The 25,949-nt window shown below is 32.4% G+C and carries 30 protein-coding genes; 12 read left to right on the plus strand and 18 right to left on the minus strand.

Features of this window, described 5'->3' with window-relative positions:
* Positions 1–17: 17 nt before the first annotated feature.
* Both SYN6308_RS00455 and SYN6308_RS00460 read right to left on the minus strand, forming a co-directional pair.
* Complete coding sequence (locus SYN6308_RS00455) at positions 18–1,289, minus strand: O-antigen ligase family protein (protein ID WP_017292454.1); 1,272 nt, start codon at positions 1,287–1,289, stop codon at positions 18–20.
* Positions 1,290–1,302: 13 nt separating this feature from the next.
* Positions 1,303–1,875, minus strand: a complete 573-nt coding sequence (locus SYN6308_RS00460; RefSeq protein WP_017292455.1) for a DDE-type integrase/transposase/recombinase — start codon at positions 1,873–1,875, stop codon at positions 1,303–1,305.
* Between the two features lie 472 nt (positions 1,876–2,347).
* Here SYN6308_RS00460 and SYN6308_RS00465 point away from each other — a divergent pair, with 472 nt between their 5' ends.
* The gene (locus tag SYN6308_RS00465) at positions 2,348–3,061 is read left to right on the plus strand and encodes an energy-coupling factor ABC transporter ATP-binding protein (protein WP_026101837.1); all 714 of its coding nucleotides are present in this window, start codon (positions 2,348–2,350) and stop codon (positions 3,059–3,061) included.
* Positions 3,062–3,065: 4 nt separating this feature from the next.
* Here SYN6308_RS00465 and SYN6308_RS21300 read toward each other — a convergent pair whose 3' ends face one another.
* Entirely contained in the window at positions 3,066–4,211 is a 1,146-nt protein-coding gene (locus SYN6308_RS21300) for a hypothetical protein (RefSeq protein WP_017292457.1), read from the minus strand.
* Between the two features lie 184 nt (positions 4,212–4,395).
* On the opposite strand from SYN6308_RS21300, the gene radC reads away from it, so the two are divergent.
* Positions 4,396–5,118: a RadC family protein gene (gene radC, locus SYN6308_RS00475; protein ID WP_017292458.1), complete on the plus strand. Its 723-nt coding sequence runs from the start codon at positions 4,396–4,398 to the stop codon at positions 5,116–5,118.
* Between the two features lie 55 nt (positions 5,119–5,173).
* Here radC and SYN6308_RS00480 read toward each other — a convergent pair whose 3' ends face one another.
* The 3 genes from SYN6308_RS00480 to hemW form a co-directional block, all read right to left on the minus strand.
* A complete protein-coding gene (locus SYN6308_RS00480) occupies positions 5,174–5,692 on the minus strand; it encodes a cofactor assembly of complex C subunit B (RefSeq protein WP_017292459.1) in 519 nt (172 codons plus the stop codon).
* Between the two features lie 105 nt (positions 5,693–5,797).
* Positions 5,798–7,954, minus strand: a complete 2,157-nt coding sequence (gene ppk1, locus SYN6308_RS00485) for a polyphosphate kinase 1 (protein WP_017292460.1) — start codon at positions 7,952–7,954, stop codon at positions 5,798–5,800.
* Positions 7,955–8,166: 212 nt separating this feature from the next.
* Positions 8,167–9,354, minus strand: a complete 1,188-nt coding sequence (hemW, locus tag SYN6308_RS00490) for a radical SAM family heme chaperone HemW (RefSeq protein ID WP_017292461.1) — start codon at positions 9,352–9,354, stop codon at positions 8,167–8,169.
* A gap of 349 nt (positions 9,355–9,703) precedes the next feature.
* On the opposite strand from hemW, the gene SYN6308_RS00495 reads away from it, so the two are divergent.
* The 5 genes from SYN6308_RS00495 (at position 9,704) to SYN6308_RS00515 (ending at position 13,188) form a co-directional block, all read left to right on the plus strand.
* On the plus strand, positions 9,704–9,886 hold the full coding sequence (locus SYN6308_RS00495) for a hypothetical protein (RefSeq protein WP_017292462.1): 183 nt from the start codon (positions 9,704–9,706) through the stop codon (positions 9,884–9,886).
* An 87-nt stretch (positions 9,887–9,973) separates the two neighbouring features.
* On the plus strand, positions 9,974–11,356 hold the full coding sequence (gene argH, locus SYN6308_RS00500) for an argininosuccinate lyase (RefSeq protein WP_017292463.1): 1,383 nt from the start codon (positions 9,974–9,976) through the stop codon (positions 11,354–11,356).
* Positions 11,357–11,999: 643 nt separating this feature from the next.
* Complete coding sequence (locus tag SYN6308_RS00505) at positions 12,000–12,305, plus strand: type II toxin-antitoxin system HigB family toxin (protein WP_017292464.1); 306 nt, start codon at positions 12,000–12,002, stop codon at positions 12,303–12,305.
* A gap of 120 nt (positions 12,306–12,425) precedes the next feature.
* The gene (locus tag SYN6308_RS00510; RefSeq protein WP_017292465.1) at positions 12,426–12,854 is read left to right on the plus strand and encodes a helix-turn-helix domain-containing protein; all 429 of its coding nucleotides are present in this window, start codon (positions 12,426–12,428) and stop codon (positions 12,852–12,854) included.
* Between the two features lie 70 nt (positions 12,855–12,924).
* Entirely contained in the window at positions 12,925–13,188 is a 264-nt protein-coding gene (locus tag SYN6308_RS00515) for a hypothetical protein (RefSeq protein WP_017292466.1), read from the plus strand.
* A 98-nt stretch (positions 13,189–13,286) separates the two neighbouring features.
* Here SYN6308_RS00515 and SYN6308_RS00520 read toward each other — a convergent pair whose 3' ends face one another.
* The 4 genes from SYN6308_RS00520 to SYN6308_RS21305 all read right to left on the minus strand — a co-directional run bounded on the left by SYN6308_RS00520 (position 13,287) and on the right by SYN6308_RS21305 (position 16,816).
* Positions 13,287–14,834: a ferredoxin--nitrite reductase gene (locus SYN6308_RS00520; protein ID WP_017292467.1), complete on the minus strand. Its 1,548-nt coding sequence runs from the start codon at positions 14,832–14,834 to the stop codon at positions 13,287–13,289.
* 373 nt (positions 14,835–15,207) lie between these two features.
* Positions 15,208–16,131 (minus strand): DUF4351 domain-containing protein, encoded by a 924-nt coding sequence (locus tag SYN6308_RS00530; RefSeq protein ID WP_017292469.1) that lies wholly within the window; start codon positions 16,129–16,131, stop codon positions 15,208–15,210.
* Between the two features lie 44 nt (positions 16,132–16,175).
* Positions 16,176–16,577 carry a type II toxin-antitoxin system tRNA(fMet)-specific endonuclease VapC gene (gene vapC, locus SYN6308_RS00535; RefSeq protein ID WP_017292470.1) on the minus strand — a complete coding sequence of 134 codons (402 nt, stop codon included), beginning with the start codon at positions 16,575–16,577 and terminating at the stop codon, positions 16,176–16,178.
* Complete coding sequence (locus SYN6308_RS21305; protein WP_017292471.1) at positions 16,574–16,816, minus strand: hypothetical protein; 243 nt, start codon at positions 16,814–16,816, stop codon at positions 16,574–16,576. Before SYN6308_RS21305 ends, vapC begins: the two co-directional genes overlap by 4 nt.
* 95 nt (positions 16,817–16,911) lie before the next feature.
* Here SYN6308_RS21305 and SYN6308_RS00545 point away from each other — a divergent pair, with 95 nt between their 5' ends.
* Positions 16,912–17,193, plus strand: a complete 282-nt coding sequence (locus SYN6308_RS00545) for a hypothetical protein (protein ID WP_017292472.1) — start codon at positions 16,912–16,914, stop codon at positions 17,191–17,193.
* A gap of 36 nt (positions 17,194–17,229) precedes the next feature.
* Here the strand turns inward: SYN6308_RS00545 and SYN6308_RS00550 are convergent, their stop codons facing one another.
* Both SYN6308_RS00550 and SYN6308_RS00555 read right to left on the minus strand, forming a co-directional pair.
* The gene (locus SYN6308_RS00550) at positions 17,230–17,958 is read right to left on the minus strand and encodes a precorrin-2 C(20)-methyltransferase (RefSeq protein ID WP_026101838.1); all 729 of its coding nucleotides are present in this window, start codon (positions 17,956–17,958) and stop codon (positions 17,230–17,232) included.
* 171 nt (positions 17,959–18,129) lie between these two features.
* A complete protein-coding gene (locus SYN6308_RS00555) occupies positions 18,130–19,191 on the minus strand; it encodes a 30S ribosomal protein S1 (protein WP_040466908.1) in 1,062 nt (353 codons plus the stop codon).
* Positions 19,192–19,673: 482 nt separating this feature from the next.
* Here SYN6308_RS00555 and crtE point away from each other — a divergent pair, with 482 nt between their 5' ends.
* Genes crtE through SYN6308_RS23190 form a run of 3 tightly spaced genes read left to right on the plus strand, consistent with a single transcriptional unit; the run spans position 19,674 to position 21,524 of the window.
* Positions 19,674–20,600, plus strand: coding sequence for a geranylgeranyl diphosphate synthase CrtE (crtE, locus tag SYN6308_RS00560; protein WP_017292475.1), 927 nt, complete (start codon positions 19,674–19,676; stop codon positions 20,598–20,600).
* Positions 20,601–20,617: 17 nt separating this feature from the next.
* Positions 20,618–21,079, plus strand: a complete 462-nt coding sequence (locus SYN6308_RS00565) for a divergent PAP2 family protein (protein ID WP_017292476.1) — start codon at positions 20,618–20,620, stop codon at positions 21,077–21,079.
* 58 nt (positions 21,080–21,137) lie between these two features.
* Entirely contained in the window at positions 21,138–21,524 is a 387-nt protein-coding gene (locus SYN6308_RS23190; protein ID WP_017292477.1) for a hypothetical protein, read from the plus strand.
* A gap of 86 nt (positions 21,525–21,610) precedes the next feature.
* Here SYN6308_RS23190 and SYN6308_RS21315 read toward each other — a convergent pair whose 3' ends face one another.
* From SYN6308_RS21315 to SYN6308_RS00605, 6 genes are all read right to left on the minus strand, one after another.
* Positions 21,611–22,114, minus strand: coding sequence for a Spy/CpxP family protein refolding chaperone (locus SYN6308_RS21315; RefSeq protein ID WP_017292478.1), 504 nt, complete (start codon positions 22,112–22,114; stop codon positions 21,611–21,613).
* Positions 22,115–22,133: 19 nt separating this feature from the next.
* Positions 22,134–22,484 carry a hypothetical protein gene (locus SYN6308_RS00580; RefSeq protein WP_017292479.1) on the minus strand — a complete coding sequence of 117 codons (351 nt, stop codon included), beginning with the start codon at positions 22,482–22,484 and terminating at the stop codon, positions 22,134–22,136.
* Entirely contained in the window at positions 22,481–23,065 is a 585-nt protein-coding gene (locus SYN6308_RS00585) for a sigma-70 family RNA polymerase sigma factor (RefSeq protein WP_017292480.1), read from the minus strand. The genes SYN6308_RS00580 and SYN6308_RS00585 overlap by 4 nt, the downstream gene beginning before the upstream one ends.
* A gap of 124 nt (positions 23,066–23,189) precedes the next feature.
* Positions 23,190–23,531: a DUF2344 domain-containing protein gene (locus tag SYN6308_RS00590; RefSeq protein WP_158412775.1), complete on the minus strand. Its 342-nt coding sequence runs from the start codon at positions 23,529–23,531 to the stop codon at positions 23,190–23,192.
* Positions 23,532–23,553: 22 nt separating this feature from the next.
* A complete protein-coding gene (locus tag SYN6308_RS00595) occupies positions 23,554–24,336 on the minus strand; it encodes a hypothetical protein (RefSeq protein WP_017292482.1) in 783 nt (260 codons plus the stop codon).
* Between the two features lie 413 nt (positions 24,337–24,749).
* The gene (locus tag SYN6308_RS00605) at positions 24,750–25,073 is read right to left on the minus strand and encodes a hypothetical protein (protein WP_017292484.1); all 324 of its coding nucleotides are present in this window, start codon (positions 25,071–25,073) and stop codon (positions 24,750–24,752) included.
* A 273-nt stretch (positions 25,074–25,346) separates the two neighbouring features.
* Here SYN6308_RS00605 and SYN6308_RS00610 point away from each other — a divergent pair, with 273 nt between their 5' ends.
* The gene (locus SYN6308_RS00610; RefSeq protein ID WP_017292485.1) at positions 25,347–25,850 is read left to right on the plus strand and encodes a hypothetical protein; all 504 of its coding nucleotides are present in this window, start codon (positions 25,347–25,349) and stop codon (positions 25,848–25,850) included.
* Positions 25,851–25,949 lie beyond the last annotated feature (99 nt).

Here is a 25,949-nt window from a genome sequence, read left to right on the forward strand (position 1 = left end):
AGACTATGAGGCAAACCCTATTTAGATATACTGTAATTTTTTTCATTATTACTAACCCCAGAAATAGATGCAAGAATTACCCAAGCTAAAATATTTAACCTTAAATCAAAAAGACTGACATCGAATAAATTAAAAATACCATAACCACAAAAAATAACAATATAACTTAATAAAAGAATACCCTCTTTTTTCTCTGATTTACTCTTAATTAAACTAACGATTCCTTCCCACAAAATTTTACCAATAATCACTATCATTACGATCGTAGTAATTAATCCAGTTTCTGCACTCATCATCAAAAAAAAGTTATGAGGATGCCCTAAATAAGTAGCTGTTTTTTCTTCGTATAAAATGCTAAAATTTCTTAATCCCCATCCAAAAAAAGGTCGATTATTGATCAAATCAAGACAAAAATCCCATTGTGTTGATCTTAGCGTAGATAAGGGTCGATCGGGATACATTTCATCGGATAATCTTGCCCATAAAAAACTAGGAATGATTTTTCTTACTAAAGATTGTAGAGGTAAATTACCAAAAGATGCCCAGCTGATTAAGGCACTACTCACGGTTAATAATATTAAGAGAAAATACCAACGAAAATAAAAAGCAAAGACTAAAAAACCGCATAAAGTGATAATCCACCCATTACGAGAACTGGTTAAAATTAAGCCGATAATATTTAGTATAATAGTTAAAAATAAAATAATATTTATCTTGCCATATTGATTATTTTTCCATCTCTCAACTAATAAAGCTAATCCAAAAAATAAAGCGGTAACTAAGTATAAACTCAATGGATTTGCATGGGGAAAAACTGAAGACATCCGCCCTTCGGGTGTGCCATAGGCGATTAATTGCCATCCCAACGTTTTATAGATAAAAAGTGGTGTTTGCCAACCTAATTTTACTTCTCCAATCCCTAAAAAATTGATGATAATTGAATTAAAAATAATTGGCAGTATTATATAATATAAATGACTATAATTAGTTATAATACTTTTCAGGGCTAAAAACATGAAAAAAAACGGAATTAAATGGATAATTCCTAACCAAGCCTCCGCTACATTATAGGCAAAAAAACAAGAAATTATGATTAATCCTGTTAAACCCATAAAATAATAAGTTAACTTGTCATGGACGATCGAGCTATAATTATTTTGCCATGCTTTACAAATAATAAAAAATAGAAGTAAAATACCGAAAAATGTTTGAAAAGGTAAAATTAAGAGACTAATAAATAATAGCTTTAATGAAAAATCTGGAGCGGTTCGATCGAATTGTAAAAACATTAATTTAACAAGATTAATTAACGAATTGAGAAGAATTATTGGGTAAAATATTATTATTATTTTCCGTATATTTAGCTACTTGATTAAAAACAAATATACCTAAAGATGAAAGAACAAAAATAATGATAAATTTTTGAAATATATTATTTTTTTGAATAGAGGCTTTTTCTTTTTTAGATAAAACTTTATTAGAATTAATTTGCGGATTTTTTGAAATAGTTTTTTGAAAAAAAAGTTTAGCTTGTTCTTTATTTCTTTTACTGCTAATGATAAAGTCTAAAGTATTTCCTTGAGCATCTAAAGCACGATATAAGTATTTTTTTCTGCCTTTCATTTTAAAAGGTATTTGTACAATTCTCCAGCCTCTTTTTCTTCTTCTTTCTGTTTCTTTAAATCGTTTCATTGCTAAGGTAGAATATTCTGTCACCAGATTATTAATCGTGCGGGGATCAAGTTTAAAACCTCTTTGTTGCATCACCGTCTTTAATTGAGAATAGCTTAATCTTTCTGTTAGATACCACTGAACACATAATAGGATTATTTCCTCTTTAATTTGATCCCAAGGATCATGATTTATGTTTCTCATGTCCAATTTACCTCATTGAGCAGATTTTTATATACTTATATTCAGTTTTATGATACCATAACTGTACGTTTTTAGTTTAAATTTATTTTAACTAAAATAATGAATTAATTTTAGTTTTTTCCACAAATTATTATGTTCATATTATCTAAAATGTTACTTGTTTAAAGAATTATAGAGCTATTTTTAAATCATCTTAATTTATCATATAGTAATAGTAAATTATTGAGATAAAAATAACTTATTACTTACGAACAATTTTAAAAGTTATAATATAGATAATATCGCAATTTTAGATGAGAAAAATTGAGAATTGATAATTAATAAACAATTCAAAATTATTTACTAATATTAAATTTTTCCCCAAAATAAAAATTGCTATATTTATCACCTAAAATCTAGTAATTATCTAAAAAAATAATTTATTATAATTAAAGTAGAATAGTCATAATAATTTTTCTCATTTTTTTAATCAATGACAGCTATATATATAAACAATTTGTGTTTTCAATACAATAATAAAAAAATATTTGATAATTTATCATTAACGGTGCAGGATAAAAGTAAGGTAGGTTTAATTGGTGCAAATGGTGCAGGAAAAACTACGTTATTTTTGTCTATTTGTGGTGTTTTAAGTCCCCATCAAGGGGAAATTAAATTGTTTGATAAAAAGATTATTTCTCATAATTTTTACCCTGAAATTGGTTTAATTTTTCAAAATCCTGATGATCAATTATTTTGTCCAACAGTTAAAGATGATATTATTTTTGGTGCTGAAAATTTAGGTTTTTCTCCTGACATAATCGAAAAAAAATTGCAGGAAGTTTTACACGCAACAGGTATCGAACATTTACAAAATAGAATCCCCCATGAGTTATCAGGAGGAGAAAAATGTATGGTTGCGATCGCTTCTGTATTAATTATGAATCCTCAAATTATTTTATATGATGAGCCTAGTGCTAATTTAGACTTAAAAGCAAGGCGTAGATTAATCAATTTTTTACAATCTTCTTCCCAAACAATTTTAATATCTTCCCATGATTTGGAGTTAATTTTGGAGGTGTGCGATCGAGTTTTAGTAATGAATCAAGGTAAAATAGTAGCCGATGGCAACCCTAGGGAAATTATGAGTAATGATGATTTAATGAGGGAAAATAACCTAGAAATTCCTCCTTCTTTAGCTAGATAAATAACTACTTTTTAGCATTAAATTCTGTTAATTTATTTTGAGCAAAAGATTTTAATGTTTGAGCTTCGCTATAAACCGTTGTGCCATTTTTAACTTTGTTTAATTGGTTAATAATATCTTGAATTTGAGCAATGCCATTATTTATATCTGTGGGAGGATTTTGTATTAAAATTTGGATTTTGTCTTGAGCTAAATTTAAACTATTAAGGGCATTTTCTTCCTCAGTTTTTCTGAGTTTTATTTCTGCTAAATTTCCTTTATATTCAGCAATTAATTGCCTCGCTTTAATATAACCTTGACCATCTTCTGATGATACTTGTTGTAACTCCTCGATCGCCATTGCCCAGAATCCCTCAATTTCTGTCCATTTTTCGAGACTATGGGGCGGATTTTCTCCTAATTGTACTGCTTTCGCCGAAAATTGTTGAGCAGAAACGATAAAAGTGTTAAATTTGTCTGTATTTGATTGAATACCTGCTATTTTCTCCAATTCTGCGATATAGTTATTAACCTTAACTTCTGCTTTTTGACCTGCAAAAGTAGTTGATGGTATCTCTTTTAATTGGTTAATTGCCTGTTGCCATTGTGCGATCGCACCTTCTTGATTATTCTTGTTTTGATAATCATTTTTAGCCTGATTCAAAGCTGATTCAGCTTGTTGTAAGAGAGTTTGAGCATTTTTTTCTTGAAAAACTTTAGCTTCCAAATTCCCAACTTTTCCTCGCATATCCTGATAATCCATAGGAGAATAGCTCCAACCGTAACCATAGCGCCCCGAATGCCCCCCAAATAAATCACTACGAAAATTTAAAGGAATTTTATTGAGACTATTTTTTGCTTCCTGTAGCTTTTGTTCTCCTAGTAATATATCATCAATGCTAGTGGCATTATCGATTAATTGTTCACTTTGTTCGACTAAATTAACCGACTTTTTAAAGTGATATTCCGTGCTAATTTGACTCGGTAATAATAATAATGGTGCTTTTTCTGATACAGGGCGACGAATGGCAGGATAGGGCAAATTAAGAATATAGACAATACCAATGGGAATACTGATAAATAAAGTAGTTTTAACTAAGTTATTACCGAAATTTTTTAAATGTTGAATCGGTGTAATAGATGCTTGGGAATCATGGGAAGAAGTAGCCATAAACAAACTAGGATTTTGAAACGACTATATAATTGTAGCAAAAAAACTCGATCACTAAAAGTGGCGCTGCTCGATCACTAAAAGTGGCGCTGCGCGATCGAACTTGCCAATTTTAAAATTATTTGAGTAATCTGTAATAAAAACATTTACAATAAATAAAAAGATTGTTTTGCAGAATAAAACGATGGTTTATAATCTCAGAATTGCCGATTTACCTTTAAGCGAACGCCCTAGAGAAAGATTATTAGAGCTAGGGGCTAGAAATTTAAGCTCTGCGGAGTTAATCGCCATTTTATTGGGTACAGGGCAGGGAAAAGGCAAATTATCCGCCGTAGGATTAGCCCAATATATCCTTACTCAACTCAGCGAAAATAAACGAGACCCCTTAGATGTATTGCGAGAAATTTCACCCTTAGAATTAATGGCAATTCAGGGAATAGGACCGGCTAAAGCCACTACAATATTAGCAGGAGTAGAGTTAGGAAAACGCACCTTTCAATTTCGCCCCTCTGCTAAAGCTATCATCGACAGCCCAACGGCTGCAGCGGCGGCTTTTAGTCATGAATTGATGTGGCAGTGTCAAGAACGTTTTGCTGTATTGCTATTAGATACGAAACATAGCTTAATTAGTACCCAAGTTATCACCATCGGCATTGCTACGGAAACCCTTATTCATCCACGGGAATTATTCCGGGAAGCCATAAGACATTCTGCCACAAACATAATTATTGCCCATAACCATCCTTCAGGTAATCTTGAACCTTCGATCGAAGATTTAACCTTAACCGAACAATTATTGCAATGTGCCAAAATAGTTGGTATTCCCATTCTCGATCATTTGATTATCGGCAATGGTGATTATCGCAGTATTCGTCAAAATAGTACCCTTTGGGAGCAAGACAATTAAGAATTAAGAATTAAGAATTAAGAATTAAGAATGCTAGAGTAATTTCTGATTATTTTTAACCTTCTTTAACAGAATAATTAAAAGGAAAATTACTCTGTAATTGTATTAACTCATCACGATGAGCTTGAATCGTAATTAAAGTATCTGTAGATGAATTATTATTATCTAAACGAAAGACTATTTTTTCGATTCTTCCTGCACCTTTCCAGTAAAAAAAACCGGCTAAAGGACAAAAAATTAATAACCAAATAAATAGATAGGTTTCGGTGTCAAATAACATCGATAAAACTAACGCAAAACAGAATAATCCACAACCAGCTAAAAAACTCAAAAAAACCGCTAAAAAGATGCTAGGAGAAACAAAACCCTCCAAACTAACTTTATTTGTTTCAGGCTCGATCGAGCTTACTTTATAGGAGCGATTTTGAAAATAATCCCTTAAATAACTTAATATATTATCTTGACTATCTTCACAAGAAATAGTAACAATTTCAGTACGATCTTTGATGCTTCCTCTGATGAAAAAAAACAAACCAATCATTAATAAAAGAGTAAGTAAAAATGTAGAAATCATAATTATTAGGTATTAGGTATTAGGTGTTAGGTGTTAGGGAGTTAGGGTTACATTACAAAATTGTTAATTGTTAATTCTTAATTGTTAATTCTTAATTCTTGATTATTAATTATTACTGACAGATTCCATCGCCATATCCATTAAAATTTGATGGGTATTGATGGGTTTTTCTTCGGGTTTACATTGACGGCGAATATAACTACCATCGCTTTGTAATTCCCAAGATTGTTGATTGTCAGACAACATAATTCCGAGAATTTCTTGTAATTGTTTGAGCAAATTTCGATCGTCAATGGGAGTAATGGCTTCCACTCGACGAGAGAGATTCCTTCCCATCCAATCCGCACTACCGATATAAATTTCCTCGTCACTGTTATTATGGAAATAGAAAATCCGAGAATGTTCGAGAAAACGACCGATAATACTAATTACTCTAATATTATCGCTGATACCTTCAACATTTGGTCTTAGGCTACAAATTCCTCTCAAAATTAAGTCTATTTTTACCCCCGCTTGAGATGCTTTATATAAGGCTTGAATCACAGGTACATCGACTAAAGAGTTCATTTTTGCCACAATTCTCCCCGTACTACCATTACGACAATGTTCGGCTTCTCTTTCAATCATCGCAATCATTCGATCGCGCATAGTTACAGGTGCAACCAAGAGTTTACGGAATACTTTTTGTTTAGAATAACCTGTCAAAAAATTAAATAAATCCGTTAAATCCGCCCCTAAATCTTCCCGACAACTAATTAAACCTAAATCAGTATAAAGTTTAGCTGTTTTTGGATTGTAATTTCCAGTACCTATATGGACATAACGGCGAATTTTCTCTTTTTCTTTTCGCACCACTAAAATAACTTTAGTATGGGTTTTTAAACCGACTAAACCATAAACAACATGGACTCCCGCTTTTTCTAATTTTCTCGCCCAAAGAATGTTATTTTCTTCATCAAAACGAGCTTTTAATTCGACTAATGCCACTACTTGTTTACCATTTTCGGCGGCATCAATCAAGGCTTTGATAATAGGAGAATCCCCCGAAGTACGATACAGCGTCATTTTTATCGCCATGACATTTCGATCGTGCGCTGCTTGAGTGATAAACTGTTGTACAGTAGCGGTAAAAGAGTGATAGGGATGATGTAGCATTAAATCCCCTTTGCGAATCATGGCAAAAAATTCCTCACTGACATTGTTGTCATCGTCATTTTCTGTCGCCATTTCCAACTTTTGAAATTGATCAAAAGGAGGAGGTATAATGCCATTCCAAGGGGCATCTTTTAAATGTGGCAAGGGTAAACCAGTCAAAGCAAATAAATCACTTAAACCCAATAAACCATCGATTTCGTAAATATCCATATCCTCTAAACCCAAGCCTTGCATCAACATTTCTTTCATGGTGTCAGGCATGGAGGGATGAATCTCTAAGCGTACTGCCGAACCTGCAAAACGGCGTTTTCGTAGTTCTTGTTGTATTGCTAATAATAAATCGTCTGCTTCGTCTTCTTGTACCCCTAAATCCGCATCCCTTGTCAAACGAAAATTATGGCATTCTTGCACGTTCATGCCCGGAAATAAGGATTCTAAGTGATGTGCCATCACTTGTTCAAGGGGTACACCAACCCAGAGCATATTCTCATCTGTATTTCCAGCTTGTTGTAATTCAGCAGGAAAAGTGACAAAACGGGGGAGTGTCTTAGGTACTTTGACTCTAGCGAATAATTCTGCCCCCGTATCAGGATTTTTGACTAATACGGCTAAATTTAAGCTCAAATTAGACATATGGGGGAAAGGATGACTAGGATCAACGGCAAGGGGAGTAAGTACAGGAAAGATGTTATTATCAAAATATTGATGTAAATAATTTCGTTGTTCTTGATTTAAGTCAACAAAATTAATGAGGTGTATTCCATGATTAATTAACTCTTTTTTGAGGTTATATTCAAAGTTTTCTACTTGCTGTTTTACTAAGGGGCGTAATCTTTGATTAATTTCTTTAATTTGTTGTAATGGAGTTCTACCATCAGGGGTTAATTTTGTTACTTCCGCTTCTATTTGACGTTTTAAAGCGGCAACTCTTACCATAAAAAATTCATCTAAATTCGCACTAAAAATAGCAGTAAATTTTAATCTTTCTAAGAGTAAGGTTTTTTCGTTTAAGGCTTCTTGTAATACTCGATAGTTGAACTCTAACCAACTGAATTCTCTATTAAAATAATACTGAGGATTTTTTAAATTAATGGTTTGATCTTTCATTGTTAATAATTAATTTAGGATATAGAAATCGAGTAATGAGTAATGAGTAATAAGTAATAAGTTAAGAAATTTACATTTTCCACCCTAAAATAGATTTTACCTGATACCTAACACCTAATCTTAATCAAAATACTTTTTATTACCCCTTGTTCATATCTTATCCTGAGTCGATCGAGTCGTAAGTTATGATTTGGTTAAACTGTGGTTTTTCGTTAATTTTCTATTTCTAATTCGGCAAATAATGCGGTTAAAATTGTATTTGAGTACAAAAAGCCTTGAGAATCTGCTAAACTAAGTCGATCGAGTTGTTGATTAAAAATTACTAAACCGTCATCTAAAAAAGTTTTGAGGCATGATAGGATTCGATCGTAAATTTCTTGACCAAAATTAGTTTTAATTAAGGCTAAATCAACACCTTTTTTGAGTCTTAAACCTAACATTAAAGTTTCTAATAATTTCTCATTATTAGTAGTAGGAGAAATATCTATTTTTCCTTTATTTTCTTCATAGATTTTAACCCATGTAAAATATTCTTTTCGGGTACGAGGGCGAGTAAAACGTTGATTTTCCGTATAACTAGCCCCTCCCATGCCAAAACCGTGATAAAATTCGTTATGCCAATAAACTTGATTATGACGACATTCATAACCTTCTTTACTATAGTTAGAAATTTCATAATGATTATATCCTGCTTCCCTCAATTTTTCTGAGGCTAAACAATACATTTTTGCGGTGATTTCATTGGGGGGTAATGGGTTATCCCCGTCAACATATTTTTTACCAAAAGCCGTGACGGATTCTAACACTAAATCATAACAGGATAGGTGTTTTGGTTGCAGTTCGATCGATCTTTCTAAAGACTCTAACCAATCTTCCATAGTTTGATGAGGTAAACCCGAAATTAAGTCTAAACTCCAATTGTCAAAACCTGCTTGATGAATCCATTCGATCGATTGATTTATGTCTGCTATTCTATGTGTTCTACCACAGATTTCTAGTAAATTATTTTGAAAGGCTTGGACTCCTAAACTAACTCGATTGATACCTAATTTTTGATACTGTTTGAGTTTAGTTAAATCAAAAGTTGCTGGATCAATTTCTAAAGAAATTTCTGCATTTTTACTAATACTAAAATGTTCATTTAAAGTAATTAAAATTTTTTCTAAACCTTCAACCGCAAGGAGAGAAGGAGTACCTCCGCCAAAAAAAATTGTTTCTAAACTAGAGGTATTTTCGGAAGAAGTAGCTATAATTTCTTGACAGAGAAAATCAACATATTCTGTTTGCCAAGGAGAGTAATTATTACCACTATTATCCCCTAAAACTGTTATGGGAAAATCACAATAAAAACATCGCCTTTTACAAAAAGGAATGTGAATATAAGCTGACTTAATCATCATATAAAAAAATTAAGAATTGAGAATTGAGAATTGAGAATTGAGAATTTGATCATTTTTGTAAAAATATAGTTAAAGAAAGTTAACTTTTGTGGTGAGGAATGAAATTCATTCCCTTAGACATTTGGAAAAAATGGGTAAAAAAAAGATATTAACCCAGATGGATTGAATATTATTTAACCACTACAAAATTATTGATTTTTTTTCTATGGTTTTATTTATAGGTAACTTTTCCAAAATAAAAGTAATTATCTCTAAATGTCCTTAACTTTAGATAAAATTAAAGGGCTTTTTTACTTTTATGCTTATAATTAGAGATGAATAAATTAATGTAGAACCGTACTTTTTTCCTATGGATTTATCTATTCATGATGTTATCAATCATAGTTTATTATTTGCACAAATGATCGAAGATCCTGATCTTATGGGTAAAGTGACTGAGGCTTGGAAAAATTTTGTAGAAACTGGACAAAGTTGGGCTTTATTAATTGGTGTCTTTATTGGCTATTTCTTTGCTAATTTTACCCGTTTTTAAATGTCTCAGGATAATGTAACAAATAATACCATTAATCAACCATTTTCAGCAAAAAATATCGATAGTAACTATCATATATAACTCACCGTGACTAAAAAACAAACTTGGAGCGATCGATTTGAAACCTCTTTACATCCAGTTATTGCCGTTTTTAACGCTAGTATCGGCTTTGATATTGAATTAATTGAATATGATCTCACTGGATCGACTGCTCATGCTAAAATGCTCGGTCATACGGGAATTATTACCCCCGAAGAAGCTCAAACTTTAATCGATGGTTTAGCACAAATTCGTCAAGAATACCGTGACGGCAATTTTAACCCCGGTGTTGATCAAGAAGATGTACACTTTGCCGTAGAAAGACGTTTAACGGAAATTGTGGGAGATGTAGGGAAAAAATTACACACCGCTCGATCGAGAAATGATCAAGTTGGTACAGATATTCGTCTATATTTACGGGATCAAATTGAGCAAATTAGAGGATTATTGAGAGATTGGCAGAAAGCGTTATTAAACCACGCAGAAAACCACATTGAAACCCTCATACCGGGTTATACTCACCTACAACGGGCACAACCCATTAGTTTAGCCCACCATCTCATGGCGTATTGTCAAATGGCGCAACGGGATTGGGAAAGACTAGGACAAATATACGATCGAACCAATATCTCTCCCCTTGGTTGTGGAGCATTAGCAGGTACTACTTTTCCTATCGATCGACATTTCAGTGCTCAGGAATTAGGATTTGCTAGTGTATATGAGAATAGCCTAGATGGTGTGAGCGATCGAGATTTTGCCATCGAATTTTTATGCGCTTCTAGCTTGATTATGGTACACCTTAGCCGTATCAGTGAAGAAATGATTTTGTGGGCTTCCCAAGAATTTAGCTTTATTACTCTAAAAGACAACTGCTCTACGGGTTCAAGTATCATGCCTCAGAAGAAAAACCCTGATATACCCGAATTAGTGCGAGGCAAAACAGGGCGAGTTTTTGGGCATTTACAAGGCTTGTTAACCATCATGAAAGGTTTACCCCTTGCCTACAACAAAGACTTACAGGAAGACAAAGAAGCCATTTTCGATAGCGTTAACACCGTCAAAGGTTGCCTTACTGCCATGACAATTTTACTGTCGGAAGGCTTAGAATTTCGTACCAGTCGCCTAGAGGAAGCCGTTAACGAAGATTTCTCAAACGCCACCGATGTTGCGGATTATTTAGCCTCTAAAGGTGTACCCTTCCGAGAAGCCTATAATCTAGTCGGTAAAGTAGTTAAAACCAGTCTCTCTGCTGGAAAACTCCTCAAGGATTTAACCCTTGAAGAATGGAAGGCTTTGCATCCTGCCTTTGAGTCTGACATCTATAGTGCGATCGCTCCTAAACAAGTGGTATCCGCTCGAAATAGCTATGGTGGCACTGGTTTTGAGCAAATTAAACGCTCGATCAGCAATCTCAAAGACAAAATGAAATAGTGAATAGTGAATAGTGAATAGTGAATAGTGAGTAGGTTATTAGACTTCTCCAGAAAAAATACTTACTGTTATATAAAACTTACTCATAGTTACCTATGACGTTTACTTCTTGCTTCTACCAGTCAAGTCGGCTTGATACTGTCCACAAGCGTTGATTCGGGTGTAACCCACCCTACTTTTATTATTCTAATTAATTGATTAATCTTGAATAATAACTAATTTTTATTTAATTTAATCTTTAAATTAAATAGTTTTAACAGTCTTGGTTATCGACTTCATTAAAAGCTAACATATTTTAAAAAAAATGTCAACCTTTATCCCGTGAGTAGGTATAAACAACTATAATAAACTATTAGTTAACAGTTAAAAGCTCTTGTTCGTAGTAGGAGTTTTAACCCTTATTTTCCCATTCTCCCAATGTCTAAGCTAGGACGCATCTAAGTTTACTGATAACGGTAGGCAAAAGGCAAGAGGCAATAATTAAGAGTTGTAGCCATTTTAAAAATTAGTAAAAAATGCAAGTTAAATGCGTTTTAGCTTATTGACGATCGACTTCGCAAATTGCTAAGATTGAAGGGTTGTTAATCAACAATAAAGGAAAACAAATGATAATAGTAAACCTTATCTTCAAATTAACTTGCTTATGCACATTATTAGTAAAACCGCCTTGAAGGAATTTTGGGAAAAAAATCCTTATGCAAAAGACGCTTTAATATCTTGGTACAAAATTACAAGCAAAAGTCAATGGCAATGTTTTCAAGATGTTCGTCAAACTTTTGATAAAGCTGATTTTGTTGGGCAACTAACGGTTTTTAATATTTGTAGAAACAATTATAGATTGATCACTAAAATTAATTTTAGGACAGGAAAAGTCTATATTAGAGCAGTGTTAACTCATGCAGAATATGATAGGAATCTATGGAAAAAAGATTCTTGGTTTTCCAAGTAAAAATCCAGTTAGATAAACATTAAGTTATATCTAAATTTATCATTTTGTTTTCCTTTATGCCTTAATTCAGTACCATTGAAATTACTCAATTTTTTCTGAATATTTATAATATTAGTATCTATGAAAATAACTAAACAATATCTCGAACTTCTTTATCAATTTCCTCCTCGCCCTATTGTTACTGATGCCGATTTAATATCTACTCAAGAAATAATTAATCAACTAATTGATAAACCTCAACTTACCCAAGATGAAGAGGATTATTTAGACGTTTTAGGTACTTTAGTCTATGATTATGAGCAAAAACAAGAAAATTTAATTCCTGATATTTATGGAGTTGATTTGTTAAAAGTACTAATGAAAGAGCATGAATTAAGACAAAAAGACCTCGTGCCGATCTTTAAAACTGAATCAATAGTCTCGGATATTTTAAAAGGAAAACGCCAATTTACTAATCGTCATATCCAAGAATTAGCAGAGTTTTTTCATGTTTCTCCATCGGTATTTTTCCCCCATAAATCATCTAATAATTTTGCTTCTATTGGTTAAGAGATATGTATAAATAGTAAATATAAATACTAGAAATACAAAATATTTATAGCTGTAAATAAATAAATTTATGAATATAAAATTAGTGGATTCTATTGTAACAATTATTGATTCTTTAACTCCAGAAGAAAAAGAATTATTAGACTTAAAAATACAACTTAATAAACAAAATAAAAACGCTCAAAAAATCCCTGAGCCAGTTAAAGATAAAAGTTTTACCAAAAAACAAGGAAAAGTATTTGAGCCACCTTTAGATGAATATATAAAAATCACCAGAGATGAGCGTATTGCCCAACAAGATGAATTGATAAATAGTTATTTTGCTCGTAATTAAAGCAATCTTAAATTCTATCAGGTTCGTTAAATTTGTTATAAATCAAGTAGAGGGTGTTTTGTTGGGTTACGCTGTCGCTAACCCAACCTACGAATTTATTATTTGACGATCGCACCAAATTCCGTTATTAATAACTCTTTTAGTACTTCTTTAAGATCATCACAGGGGATACTTTTTTGTTTCACTTCCCCTAAATGAGCATCTTTACCGACTTTTCCCCCTAAAAAGAGGTTTACTCCTTCCACTACTTGCCCGTCTTTTTTGGCTTTTGTACCCATTATACCAATGTCTCCGGCTTGGGCTTGTCCACAAGAATTAGGGCATCCTGTCCAGTGAATGCGCACTCGATCGGGTATATTTAATTCAGCATCCAATTCTTGAGCTAATTTTAAGCCTCTTTGTTTAGTTTCCACAAGGGCAAAATTACAATAACGTGAACCTGTACAGGATATAAGCGATCGAGTTAAAGTACTAGGATTGATAGAATAGGTTTGTAAAATTGGTTCAGCTAAAAATGCTTCAACCTTATCATTAGGCACATAGGGAATGATAAAATTTTGTTCTACCGTTGCCCGAATTTCGCCGTTACCGTAAATATCTGCTAAACGCGCGATTTCATACATTCCTTGAGCGTCTAAATGTCCTACGGGAATATGAATGCCAATATAACTATAACCCTCTTGTTTTTGAGGATATACCCCTAAATGATCCTTTTTATCTTGGGTAATTTCATCCGTCGGCGCTGCAAATTGTAAAGATTTACCTAATTTTTTCTCCACCTCCAAACGAAAACGATTCATCCCCCATTTATCCACTAACCACATTAACCGCGCTTTACCTCGATTTTCCCTTAAACCTTCCTCTAAACCACACTCACTATATACAGAAAGGATTGCTGTGGAAAGTTCGATTACTTCATCATTAGGTTTTACCCATACATCCATCGGGATAGACTCAGCGCATCGTTGTGCGGATAAATAACCGCCGATTAAAACATTGAAACCAAATTCCCCTTCTTTAAAGGCTGGAATAAAAGCAATATCATTGATTTCTGCATGAATAGAATTATCCCTCGCGCCGTCAATAGCAATATTCAACTTACGGGGCAGGTTACTAAATTCATAGCTTCCTTTACCCTTATTGGTGATAACGTCTTGCAATTTTTGATTTAATTCCCTAGTATCAAATAATTCATCAGGATCAATTCCAGCCGTGGGAGAACCTGTTAAGTTACGCACATTATCCATGCCTGATTGAATGGAGGTAATGCCCACATCTTCTAACCGTTGGAAAATCTCTGGAATGTCTTGTAAATGGACTCCTCTTAATTGGATATTTTGACGGGTGGTAATATCTGCGCTACCATCTTCGCCATATCGATCGATAATATCCGCAAAAGTGCGCATTTGTTCGCTAGTAAAAACCCCGTTAGGGATGCGCAAACGTAACATAAACTTACCCGGAGTGACAGGGCGAAAAAAGATGCCAAACCACTTTAAGCGGACAATCAAATCATCCTCCTCCATTGCCTCCCACCCCATTTCGGCAAATTTCGTTAACTCGTCTTTAATATCTAAACCGTGTTTTTCGGCTTTAACTTTTTCTATCTTATTTAATTTAACTTTTTTGACCGTTGCCACCGTCATGGTTTAACCTCTTTTTATAAAACTTTACAATAGGAATTAAAATTAATTACTTTTTCAAAAGTTGTTGTTGTTATGGATAACTTCAAACTTTTCTTAGTTACTTTGACAACAGATTATTGATTTTACTCTTTACCTTTTGTAATTTTTTATACCGAAACCTATCGATCTGGCAATTATTGCATAATAAGTATGTCTTTTTTACATTAAAGATTTAAGCTATTAGAATAGATGATTGTTTAATGCGTAATTTTAATTTATTACAAAATCTTTATTCAAGAATAAGTAAAATTGGAAATTATACCCGATCGATCCCCCCTCATCCTCTAAAAAAAGGGGGAATTTAATTGAAATTTCTTACATAAGATTTAGTAAATTAAGTGTTAATTTCTAACCAATGAATCACATCATTCAAAGATTGAAAATCAAAAATAGCATCCGCAAAACTCTCAATTTGAGATAGAGATAAACCATTAATTTTTTCTTCTAATTCCTCAGAAAGACTATTAAATTTTCTTTTTATTAAACGCTTAATTAGTATTTTCCCCTCCGTTTCTTTTCCTCTTTTTTCTCCTATTTCAATACCTTCCTCCATCCAACTGGTGACTATTTCCATAATTTTTTCCTCCTTGGTTATTTCTGTTTGTTTTAATTCGGTATCAAATTCTTGTTTTTCCGTTGGGTTTAATTTTAAATAGGTATCAATGAATCCTGAAATTAACTTTATTCTAGCAGGGTCTAAACTTAAAGTTGCTAACATTCTCAGGCATTCTAATTTTACCTTAACTCTCTCCTCTGGTTTAAAGTCCATTTTTGCCATTAAAGCCGATGCAATGGGATTGGGTTGAGACAAAAATTGTCGCCAAGGCAGTCGATTTAATTGGATAGTGGTAAAGTTAAATTCGAGGATTTTTTTGTCAGGGAAAACCACTTGATATTGATTTTTTTCTTCCCTTTTTGGTTTATCATAAGAGAAAAGAACGATCGGATAAATCGGTAAACGATATTTTTGATCTAAACGGGCAAAATAATGAAACATTCGCCGTTCAAATTCTTTTTGATTATAGGCTTGATTTTCTATATGAATGAGGAAAAAACCTTCTTCTTCTTGCCATTTTACTTGGGCTAAAAGATCAATTTTTCGTTTTTCTCCTGCGGTAACATCAGTAAAAACTTCTTCGGGAAAAAAGGTTAAAGTTTCCTTTGATACATATTGCAAAACTTCGGGAATAAATAGTTCGATAAATTCCCAAAAAAATGTTTGTATTAGTTCTTTAAAGAGTCGATCGTGATCTATCATAATTAGGATTTTATCAACATCTACTATAGTTTCTTAACGACAGATTAAATTTCCCAGTCTTCATAAATTAAGCCCTCAATGCGAGAAAATTCTTTAGTATTATGAGTGACTAAAATTAAATTATTCCTGAGTGCTATCGAACCTATTTGTAAATCATAAGCCCCAATGGGTGTACCTTTCTCTTCTAATTTTTTTCTAATAATTCCAAAAATTTCTGCACATTTATCATCAAAAGGATAAGAATAAAATCTATTTAAAAATAATTGTTGTTTAGCCAAACTTTTTTCTGGATTTTTACTTTTTTGTGATCCATAAAATAGCTCAGATTTTACTACGGAACAAACAGTTATATCAGAATCTTGATGACTTTCTAGCTTTGATTTTAAAGTTAAATTACGTCCATTTAGATAAACAATACAGCAATTAGTATCTAATAGATAAATCATTCTAAAGTCTCCCTTTGAATATATTCTCCTTGAGAATGTCTGACAATAGGATCATCTGCTAAACAACCATAAGTTTGTTCAATAAAATCATGCCATTCTCTCTTTTTTTCTTCAATTTGATCACTAGATTTGAGGATTTTTTCTGATAATTCTTGCCATAAATTACCCCATTTTTCTAAGTCAATAATAACGGCTTTTTTTTCCCCTTCTTCATTAATAATATATTGAATACCGTCCATAATATTTTAAAATGTCAATAATGATAATATGATTATAGCAATTATATTGTATCTTTTTTTCTTTCAGTAACTTCAGTATCAAGAACGTAATTACTATGAAAATTGAGACTTTGAAACAGAGACTAAACAAAAATCGCCCCATGAAAAGCGTTACTCTCCATATGCCTGAAGATGTAGTGGAAGATTTGAAGACGACCGCACCCCTCTTAGGATTTTCAGGTTATCAATCTCTAATTAGGGCTTATATAGGGCAAGGATTACGACAAGATTTAGAGAAACTTGAACAAAGTAATTTTTTGGCATTAATTGATAGTTTGAAACGTCAAGGGGTAGAAGAAACGGTTATTAATAATGCCCTCACCGAAATTAATCACTGATATTTTTCCACTTTAATTAAATTCACACCGACAGATTTATTTTCGGTTATCCCGATTAACAAAAACAATCACGATCGAAAAATAACTTAATTTAAGATGAGGATAATCATGTAAACCATGATAAACTTTTTCTTCATCTGTAGTCGCCTTTTCCACCACATAAGCTCGATCGAGCAGATTTCTTTGTGCTAAAATTTGCCATACTTGATCATATACAGAAGCCACCTTCATTAGTACGATCGTATCCCCCCAATCCAAAGCCTCCTCAAACTGTTTCAGAGAATAAACCGTAGGTAAAACCACCAACTTCTCCCCTTGTATCGTCAAAGGTAAACCCAAAGCCGAAGCCGAAGCCATAGGAGAAGAAACCCCCGCAATACGCTCTATTTTGACATCAGGATATAATTTTTCAACAGTTAAAGCTAAATAAGTAAAAGTACTAAAAAAACTAATATCTCCCTCACAAGCAAAAGCCACATCTTCCCCATTCTTTAGATATTCCCACACCTCCAAACTCACCCGATGCCATGCTTGATTTAACATTTCCTCAGAGAAAGTATAGGGAAAACATAAAGGCAATATTTGTTGATGAGGTTGTAAATAAGATTCAATAATCCTTTGTGCTACCCCCAACCTGCCATTAATCCCCGCAGGAAAAGCAATTATTTTCGTATTTTGTAAAATTCTTAAAGCCTTGACAGTGATTAATTCTGGATCACCCGTACCCACACTAACCCCAAAAAGAGTACCTATTTTATTCGACATGAAATCAAAATATAAATGAAAAATATTAAAAAAGTTTGTAGTGATGGCTTTAGCCATTAGACTTCGACCATATTTGGTTTAAGAAGGGTTAAAACCCTGACTACAAACTAATAAAAAAAGAGGGATAGATACATTACCCCTCGTTTATAAATTTATGGCGAAAATTGTTAACTACGCATTAGTAGAAACAAGATTTTCTTCCGCTACGGTGTCAGAATCTACCTCAGAAACGTTATCTTCATCAGGAGATACATTTTCGAGAGTAACTTCAACTTCTTCTTCTGCTGTAATGCCTTCTAATTCAGCAGGATCAACAGGAGGAATTTCATTTTCCCCAGCTAATAATTTTTCTCTGAATTTCTGAGCCATTTCTTCGGCTTTTTCAAAGACTAAATCACGATTTTTGAGCATATCACCCGGTTCGGGTTCTAATTGCTTAGTAGAGAGAGAAATACGTCCTCTTTCAGCGTCTAAGTCAATAATCATCACTTTTAATTCATCATTGACATTAAATACACTGTGAGGGGTATCAATATGATCATGAGAAATCTCAGAAATGTGTAGTAAACCGCTAACACCGCCAATGTCAATAAATGCACCGTAAGGCTTGATACCACGAACAGAACCGATGACAACTTGGCTTACTTCTAAGCCGTTCATCTTACGTTCCACTAAAGCACGACGATGACTTAAGACAAGACGATTACGTTCTTCGTCAACTTCTAAAAATTTAAGGGGTAAATCTTGACCTACTAAATCTTCTTTGGTATCTTTTGCACTAATATGAGAACCGGGGATAAATCCTCTTAAACCTTCAACTCTGACTAATGCACCACCACGATTAGTAGCGAAAACGTTAGAATAAACGGTAGCATCTTCTTCTTGTAATTGACGAACTCTTTGCCACGCGCGCATATACTCAATTCGGCGAATGGATAGAGTTAATTGTCCGTCTTCGTTCTCATCGGTGAGAATAAAAAACTCTCTAGTTTCGTTGGCTTGTAAGACTTCTTGAGGATCATCAACTCTGTTGATAGAGAGTTCTTGTACGGGAATATAAGCGGCAGTTTTTGCACCGATGTCAATAAGTGCGCCACGGGGTTCCATACTAAAAACAGTTCCAGCAACGATGTCACCGGGACTGAAATGATAATCATATTGATCTAAGAGGGCGGCAAAATCTTCATGGGTAAAACCAATATTACTATTTAGAGTTTCTGTCTGAGTGACCATAGGCATTATTTTTAATTGTATTAATTTTATTAGTTAATTTGATAATTCTTCATCCCTCCTCAATAACTTGAAGTTGATTCAGGTTACTGACTAGATAGACATAGATTATTTTATATAATATTACTCTATCGTTACAAAAGTGGACTAATAAGGTGATTTTCTTGATTTGCATCAAGAATTTGTTATTGTTATCCTTGTCTGTTATACACAGCACAAATTAACAACAGCCAATTATCTACTCTAACATTAATAAGGTACAATTAACAATCAGGAAAATTATCAAGGTTAAGAGGGGATGTTAGGGAAACAGGTGGACAGGAAGACAGGAAGACAGGAAGACAGGAAGACAGGAAGACAGGAAGACAAGGGAATATTCTCTTAATTGTTTATTGATAATTGTTCATTGTTCATTGTTCATTGCTCATTGTTCATAAATCATTGATAATTGATCCATGATAATAAGCGATCGTAACATTAATATTATGATACAAACTGAATTAAAACCCCTTTTAACATCCATTAGCGACTTTGATTTAAAAACCTATTTAACAACGGAAAAAGAGTTAGTCGAAAAGGCTTTAGATGAATCTTTACCTTTAGGAAAACCCGAAAAAATTTACGAAGCAATGCGCTATTCTCTCCTTGCTGGGGGAAAAAGATTGCGCCCCATTCTTTGTCTTGCTACGGCGCAATTATTAGGAGAAAAGAAAATAATCGCCATGCCAACGGCTTGTGCCTTAGAGATGATTCATACCATGTCACTTATCCATGATGATTTACCTGCTATGGATAATGACGATTATCGCCGAGGTAGGTTAACTAATCATAAAGTTTATGGAGAGGATATAGCTATTTTGGCGGGAGATGGTTTACTGGCTTATGCCTTTGAATATGTGGCAGAAAATACTAAAAATATATCTGCCGAAAGAATTGTTAAAGTTTTGGCAATTTTAGGTAAAGCCGTTGGTGCAGAAGGTTTAGTGGGGGGGCAGGTAATGGATTTAGATTGTGAGGGTAAATCTGATGTCACCGCAGAAACATTGACTTTCATTCATCGCCGTAAAACGGGTGCTTTATTAGAGGCTTGTGTGTCTTGTGGTGCTGTGTTAGCAGGTGCATCTTCCGATGATTTAACTCGTTTATCAATATATGCTCAAAATATTGGTTTAGCTTTTCAGATTATTGATGATATTCTTGATGTTACCGCTACCAGTGAGGAATTAGGCAAAACCGCAGGAAAAGATATTTCCGCTCAAAAGGCGACTTATCCCAAACTTTGGGGCATCGAAACTTCTCAAGCTAAAGCGGAAGAATTAGTGAAAGATGCGATCGAGCAGTTAGTGGTATATGGAGAAAAAGCCTTACCTTTACAAGCCATTGCTCAATATATTGTACAGCGTAAAAATTAGAAGACAGGTGATTACCAATGCAAGTTTTGATCGAAATATTCACCAATCGTTTAATCGCCATTCCCCTATTTGCTTGTATTTTTGCACAGGTAATTAAAGTTTCTGTGGATACTATTACTAATAAGAAATTTAGCTTTCGCTACCTTGTTAGTACGGGAGGAATGCCTAGTTCTCATTCGGCTCTTGTGGGAGCTTTAGCTACGGGAGTAGGTCAAACTTTGGGTTGGTCTTCTCCTGAGTTTGCGATCGCATCTATATTTGCAGGAATCGTGATGTATGATGCAGCAGGAGTGAGACAGGCGGCAGGAAAACAGGCAAAAATTTTAAATCAAATCATGGATGAATTACTTAATAATGAGGATTTTAGCGAGGAAAAATTAAAAGAATTATTAGGCCATACCCCTTTTCAAGTAGTTGTAGGTTTACTTTTAGGGATTATTAGTTCTATTTTTTTACTACCCTCGCCTTTTCTTCAATAATTTTGTATTTGATAAAATAAGGGTTTAAACCCTTACTTAAAGCCTAATTTATGTTTAGATGAAATATTTATTTTTGCTTGGCTTATTAACTTTAAATATAGGGGTAAATATTCCTATATTTTCGATGGAGATAACAGAGGAAAAATTATCTCCTCCTCTGAAAAATGAACAAGGTTGGAGTAGTTGGCACCCTTGGATATATTTTCCTTTTGATCAAATTCAAGTGGGAATTTCTAATATGGATTTAGGCGGAATGTTAGATTTTGAGTATAGTTGTTTTGCTTCAGTGGGAGATGAGAATAAAAAACTAATACAAGAAACTTATTGGTATCGTATCGCTGATAAAACAGAAAAAATTGGACAAGATATTTATGTGCAAATAGAAGTTGGTTGTTGGCTCAATAATACTTTTAAATCAACAATTATTATCAATGGTATTAAATAAATTCTTCATCTTAATCACAAAAACAAATAAATAATGAATAATAGAAATTTTTTAACTACTAATTGTTAATTGTTAATTGGTAGTTGTTAATTTTTTGGTTTTTTCTCCTGCCAGTTGGCTTTTTTCTCCTCCATCATTTGATTCCATTGCTGACGTTGTTCAGAAGTTAAAACCTCTCGCATTTCTAACATACTTTGAAATCTTAAATCTGCCATTCTTTGATTTAAGGAAGCAATTTTGTTATGTTGCGATCGTAAACTATCAGAGGAGTTATTATTAGTCATCATTTGACGCAGTGTTTCTCTTTCTGTGCGCATTTCTTGTCGAATACTATCCATTTGCGGTTGATATTTAGTGCGGATAGACTGCATTTTTTGTTGTTGTTCGGTAGTGAGATTGAGTTTTTCCATAAAATCTCCTCTTTCTCCTTTCCGTTTTCCTCTTTGTCCCATTTGTGCTAAATAGGTAGGTTTTGAAGTTTCAAAACTTAAAGAGTCTTGTTTGAGGGTTTCTGATGCCATAACATTGCCACTAAAGGAAAGTGTCGCTAAGGTGACAAAAGAAAGAATAAACTTAATTTGATTTTTCATGATGTCATATACTCTAATTTTAATCGTTGTTTGTTACAAAATTTAATTCTGATTCTGTCCCCATTGAGCCGTGCCAAGTTTCAACCATAAAGATTTCTAACTTTTCTACGTCATCGGAGGCAAACTGAGAGTTCGATCGAAGGTTTACATTCCAGAAATAACCCCCTATAATCAATAAAGTAGTGATGAGTGTGCCAGATAATAACCATCCTTTTTTCAACCATCCTTGATTTAAAGAAAGTGAAGTAGTTTCAATAGATTTCATCACCAATGCTTCACAGGGCTTATTTTCTTGGGGAGGAGTAGGAGAATAGGTTTTCAAAAAATTGACTAATTCTTCATCATGAGTATTAGATTGATTTTGTTTCATAAATTTACTCCTTGTAATTCCAAAAATTGACGTAACCCTTTCCGTGCTTTAAACAATCTGGATTTCACTGTACCTACTGGAATAGAGAGAATTTCTGCGACTTCCTTTTGAGGCATATCTTCTAAATCATGAAGTACAATGACAGCACGATGTTCTAAACTGAGATTTTGCAACGCATTTTGGATTATATCCTGATAATGTAATTGTAATAATCCCGTTTGATGGTGATTTGTTACCCTTGCTAAATCCTGTAGAGATTCCTTTGCCTGATGTAAAATTTTAGTTCGATCGCGCTTTTTGGCTAAACTATAGTCATAAGCTACATTCCAACAAATGCGATAAAGCCAAGTGGAAAAATACTGACAATGGCGCAACTTTGGTAAAGATTTCCAAGCCTTCAAAAAAACTTCCTGTTGTAAATCGTCTAGTAATTCTCGATCGCACAACTTATATAAAGTTCCTCTCACTTTTTGTTCATACCGTTGGTATAGTAAACGAAAGGAATTGGTATCTCCCTGTTGGCATTTTTGCACTAACTCCAAATCAGTAATCTCCGCAGGATTATTTGCTAAGACATTCATCATCTTTATTTTTTGTTGTACTCATACCTTTAGACTTTCAATAATTAAAAAAGGTTCAACTTAAAAAAGATTTTTTGCAGATACACGATACCAGTAATTAAGAGAGTGATTGTTTAATCATTTTTTATTGAGTAATATAGTCGGCTAAAATAATGGTTTCTCGATGAGCTTTTACTAAATTAATTTTCTCCTGACTAACTTGCTCTAACATAAAGCAAACATGATCAGGAGTCAATAAAGTGCCATCGTTTTTAGCACTGCCTACATAGTTAATTTTAACTCGATCGAACTCCTCAAAGTTATCATTTATTAAAGAAATTCTTTCTAAGTTTTCTCTGATATTAACCATTTTTTTCTTCCCAGTTTTAGCAGTTTTTTGCATTAAGATTTCGCTAGATTTTTCTATCTCATTAAGCCAATTTTGCCATTGAGATAGACTATATTTATTATCTGTATAAACCGTGATAAAATACTATGTAAAAATACATTTAACTTATTTTTTTTAGTGATTCTTTTATGCCTTCATATAGCGGTTTTAAATCTTGGATAAACATAAAATATATAACCAAAAAAAATAATATAGGGGTACATAATAATACTATCAATAGGTCAAATATACTAGATTTTTGATGATATTCTTCTTCTGCGTATGAATTTAATTTTTTGCGATTAGATAAAAATTTAGAAACAATTAGTATAAAGTAATAGTTCTTTTTTGTATATATGATTGCTAACGATTGAAACAATGCTACTAAACAATATATTAAAAAGTTCAAGAAAAAATTTTCATAAGTAAAAAATGAATCGGGAGTAGGTGCTATAAAGAAAAAAAGTGTGCAAAAAACTAGACTTATTATACTAATATTATCCAATTTATTATCATAAATTATATGAGAACGAGAAAATAATAATAAATTGAAGAAAAAGCCATAGATAAGATTTACCACCAATATAGCCAATATATAACTAATGAAAAAGAAGATGAAATTCGTGAAATTTTCCAATAACAGATTAAAAATTGCTGATAATTGATTAAAAATTTCTGATAATTGAAAATTTGTAAATATGCCATTTAACTGATTAACAATTTCTGATAATTGAAAATTTACAAAGATGTCAATACCAAAAGCATCTCTCATTAAAATACTATAAGGACTATAAAAAAATAGTATAAAATAAAATATTAAATAAATAACAAAAACTATTAATATTATAGTCAAAAGTAGGTAGCTAATTATTTTCTCTATATTGTCAGTCTTATTATTTTCCATGATGATTATTTTTTCCTTATTGGAGTATAAATTGAGTGAACATTTACAAAATATTTATGTCAATAACCAATATAAAGCTGATAAAATTAAAAATGTAGGTAGAGATTCTTTTACTATTTCTATTAATGATAAACGTCTTTTCTCACTAAAATCATATTGAGGAAATTTTGTCACCACAAAATAATCTTTTAAAAAGTAAAATGCTATTTGAGGATTATTATAAGTATTTAATAAGTAGAAAGTGTAGAAAATAGTCAGCTTATTTTTTTTGTTTTTAAATAAATCAAATATATTAATTGAATAAATATCGGTAATAAAAGATGATACTATTGATAGGATAAAAAACAAAAATATATTTTGAAAGTGTATAATATTTTCCATATTAATCTTGATTGATAATTATTTATTACTTTTTATTTGCATTTGTAAATAAATATTTTTTGAAATTGTCTTTTATGTACTTTTCCATACTTAAAACCAGTAAAAAATATAACATTATCTATCCTTTTGTCTGCTCTTTTTAATTCAGCTTTTAATTCTGTATTTGCTTCTTGTATTTCATCATTTAATCTTTGGCAATTATCAATCGTTTTAGAAATAATAGAGGTTGTGTTATTATTGATACCAGTTATTTCTGTTGTCATAGCATTTACAGGTTTTATTAAACATAAAAAAAATGAAATAACAATAATAATTCTTATTAAAATCTTTTTTTCGAAAAGTATTTTAGTATTCATCTATGTTTCTTGTCAATTCAACCATCCTAAGAAATATCCCAACACTACATATCCCCCTCCAAATCCAACTACAATAATTAATAATCGTGTGACTGTTTTGTCTGTATTCATAATTGATTTCTTAAAATTTAATATTTTCTTAAGATTTACTATATCTAGTATGAAATAAAATAGAATATATGTAAAGCGGAAAAAGTCGGTTATTTTTGTGAATAAATAGCGGATTTAGACGGAAAAAGACGGTTGTTTTTTGATATTTTTATTAAGTATTTTATGGAAACAGAAGATTTAATTAATTATTTAGATGAGTTATTGCTTTCTCAAACAGGAAAACATCTGGACAATTTACAATTATCGATTCTCAAAGGTGTTTTAAATGGTCAAAAATATGCTGATATTGCTGAGGATTATCACTGTAGTAATGATCATGCCAAAGATAAGGCTTATGAGTTGTGGAAAATACTTTCTGAGGCATTAGGAGAAGATCTAAATAAGTCCAATTTTAAGGCAACTATTCAAAGATTAGGAATAGCAAATAATAATAGCAAATTATTTAATCCAGTACAAATTGCAGAAATTAATCTTTGTTCAAATATCGCTACAAATGAGAATAAAGATTTAGATTTTAATAAAAATAACCGTAATAATCAAGAAGATTTTGAGTCAAAAGTTAGCATCAAAACTATTAAGAAATTAAAGAATTTAGGGTTAACCAATGGACAAATTGCTGAGGCGTTAGATTTGTCTTTAGAAGATATAAATAAAGCCATTAATTAAGGTTATTATTAATGTAAGGTGGGGATTGCCCACCAATCGCTATAGATGAAAAAAAAAGGTAAAGCCTGTAAAAGTTAAATATTATTCAAATTTTACACA

Origin of the sequence: Geminocystis herdmanii PCC 6308, assembly GCF_000332235.1 — a bacterium.
Taxonomy (GTDB): Bacteria; Cyanobacteriota; Cyanobacteriia; order Cyanobacteriales; family Cyanobacteriaceae; genus Geminocystis; species Geminocystis herdmanii.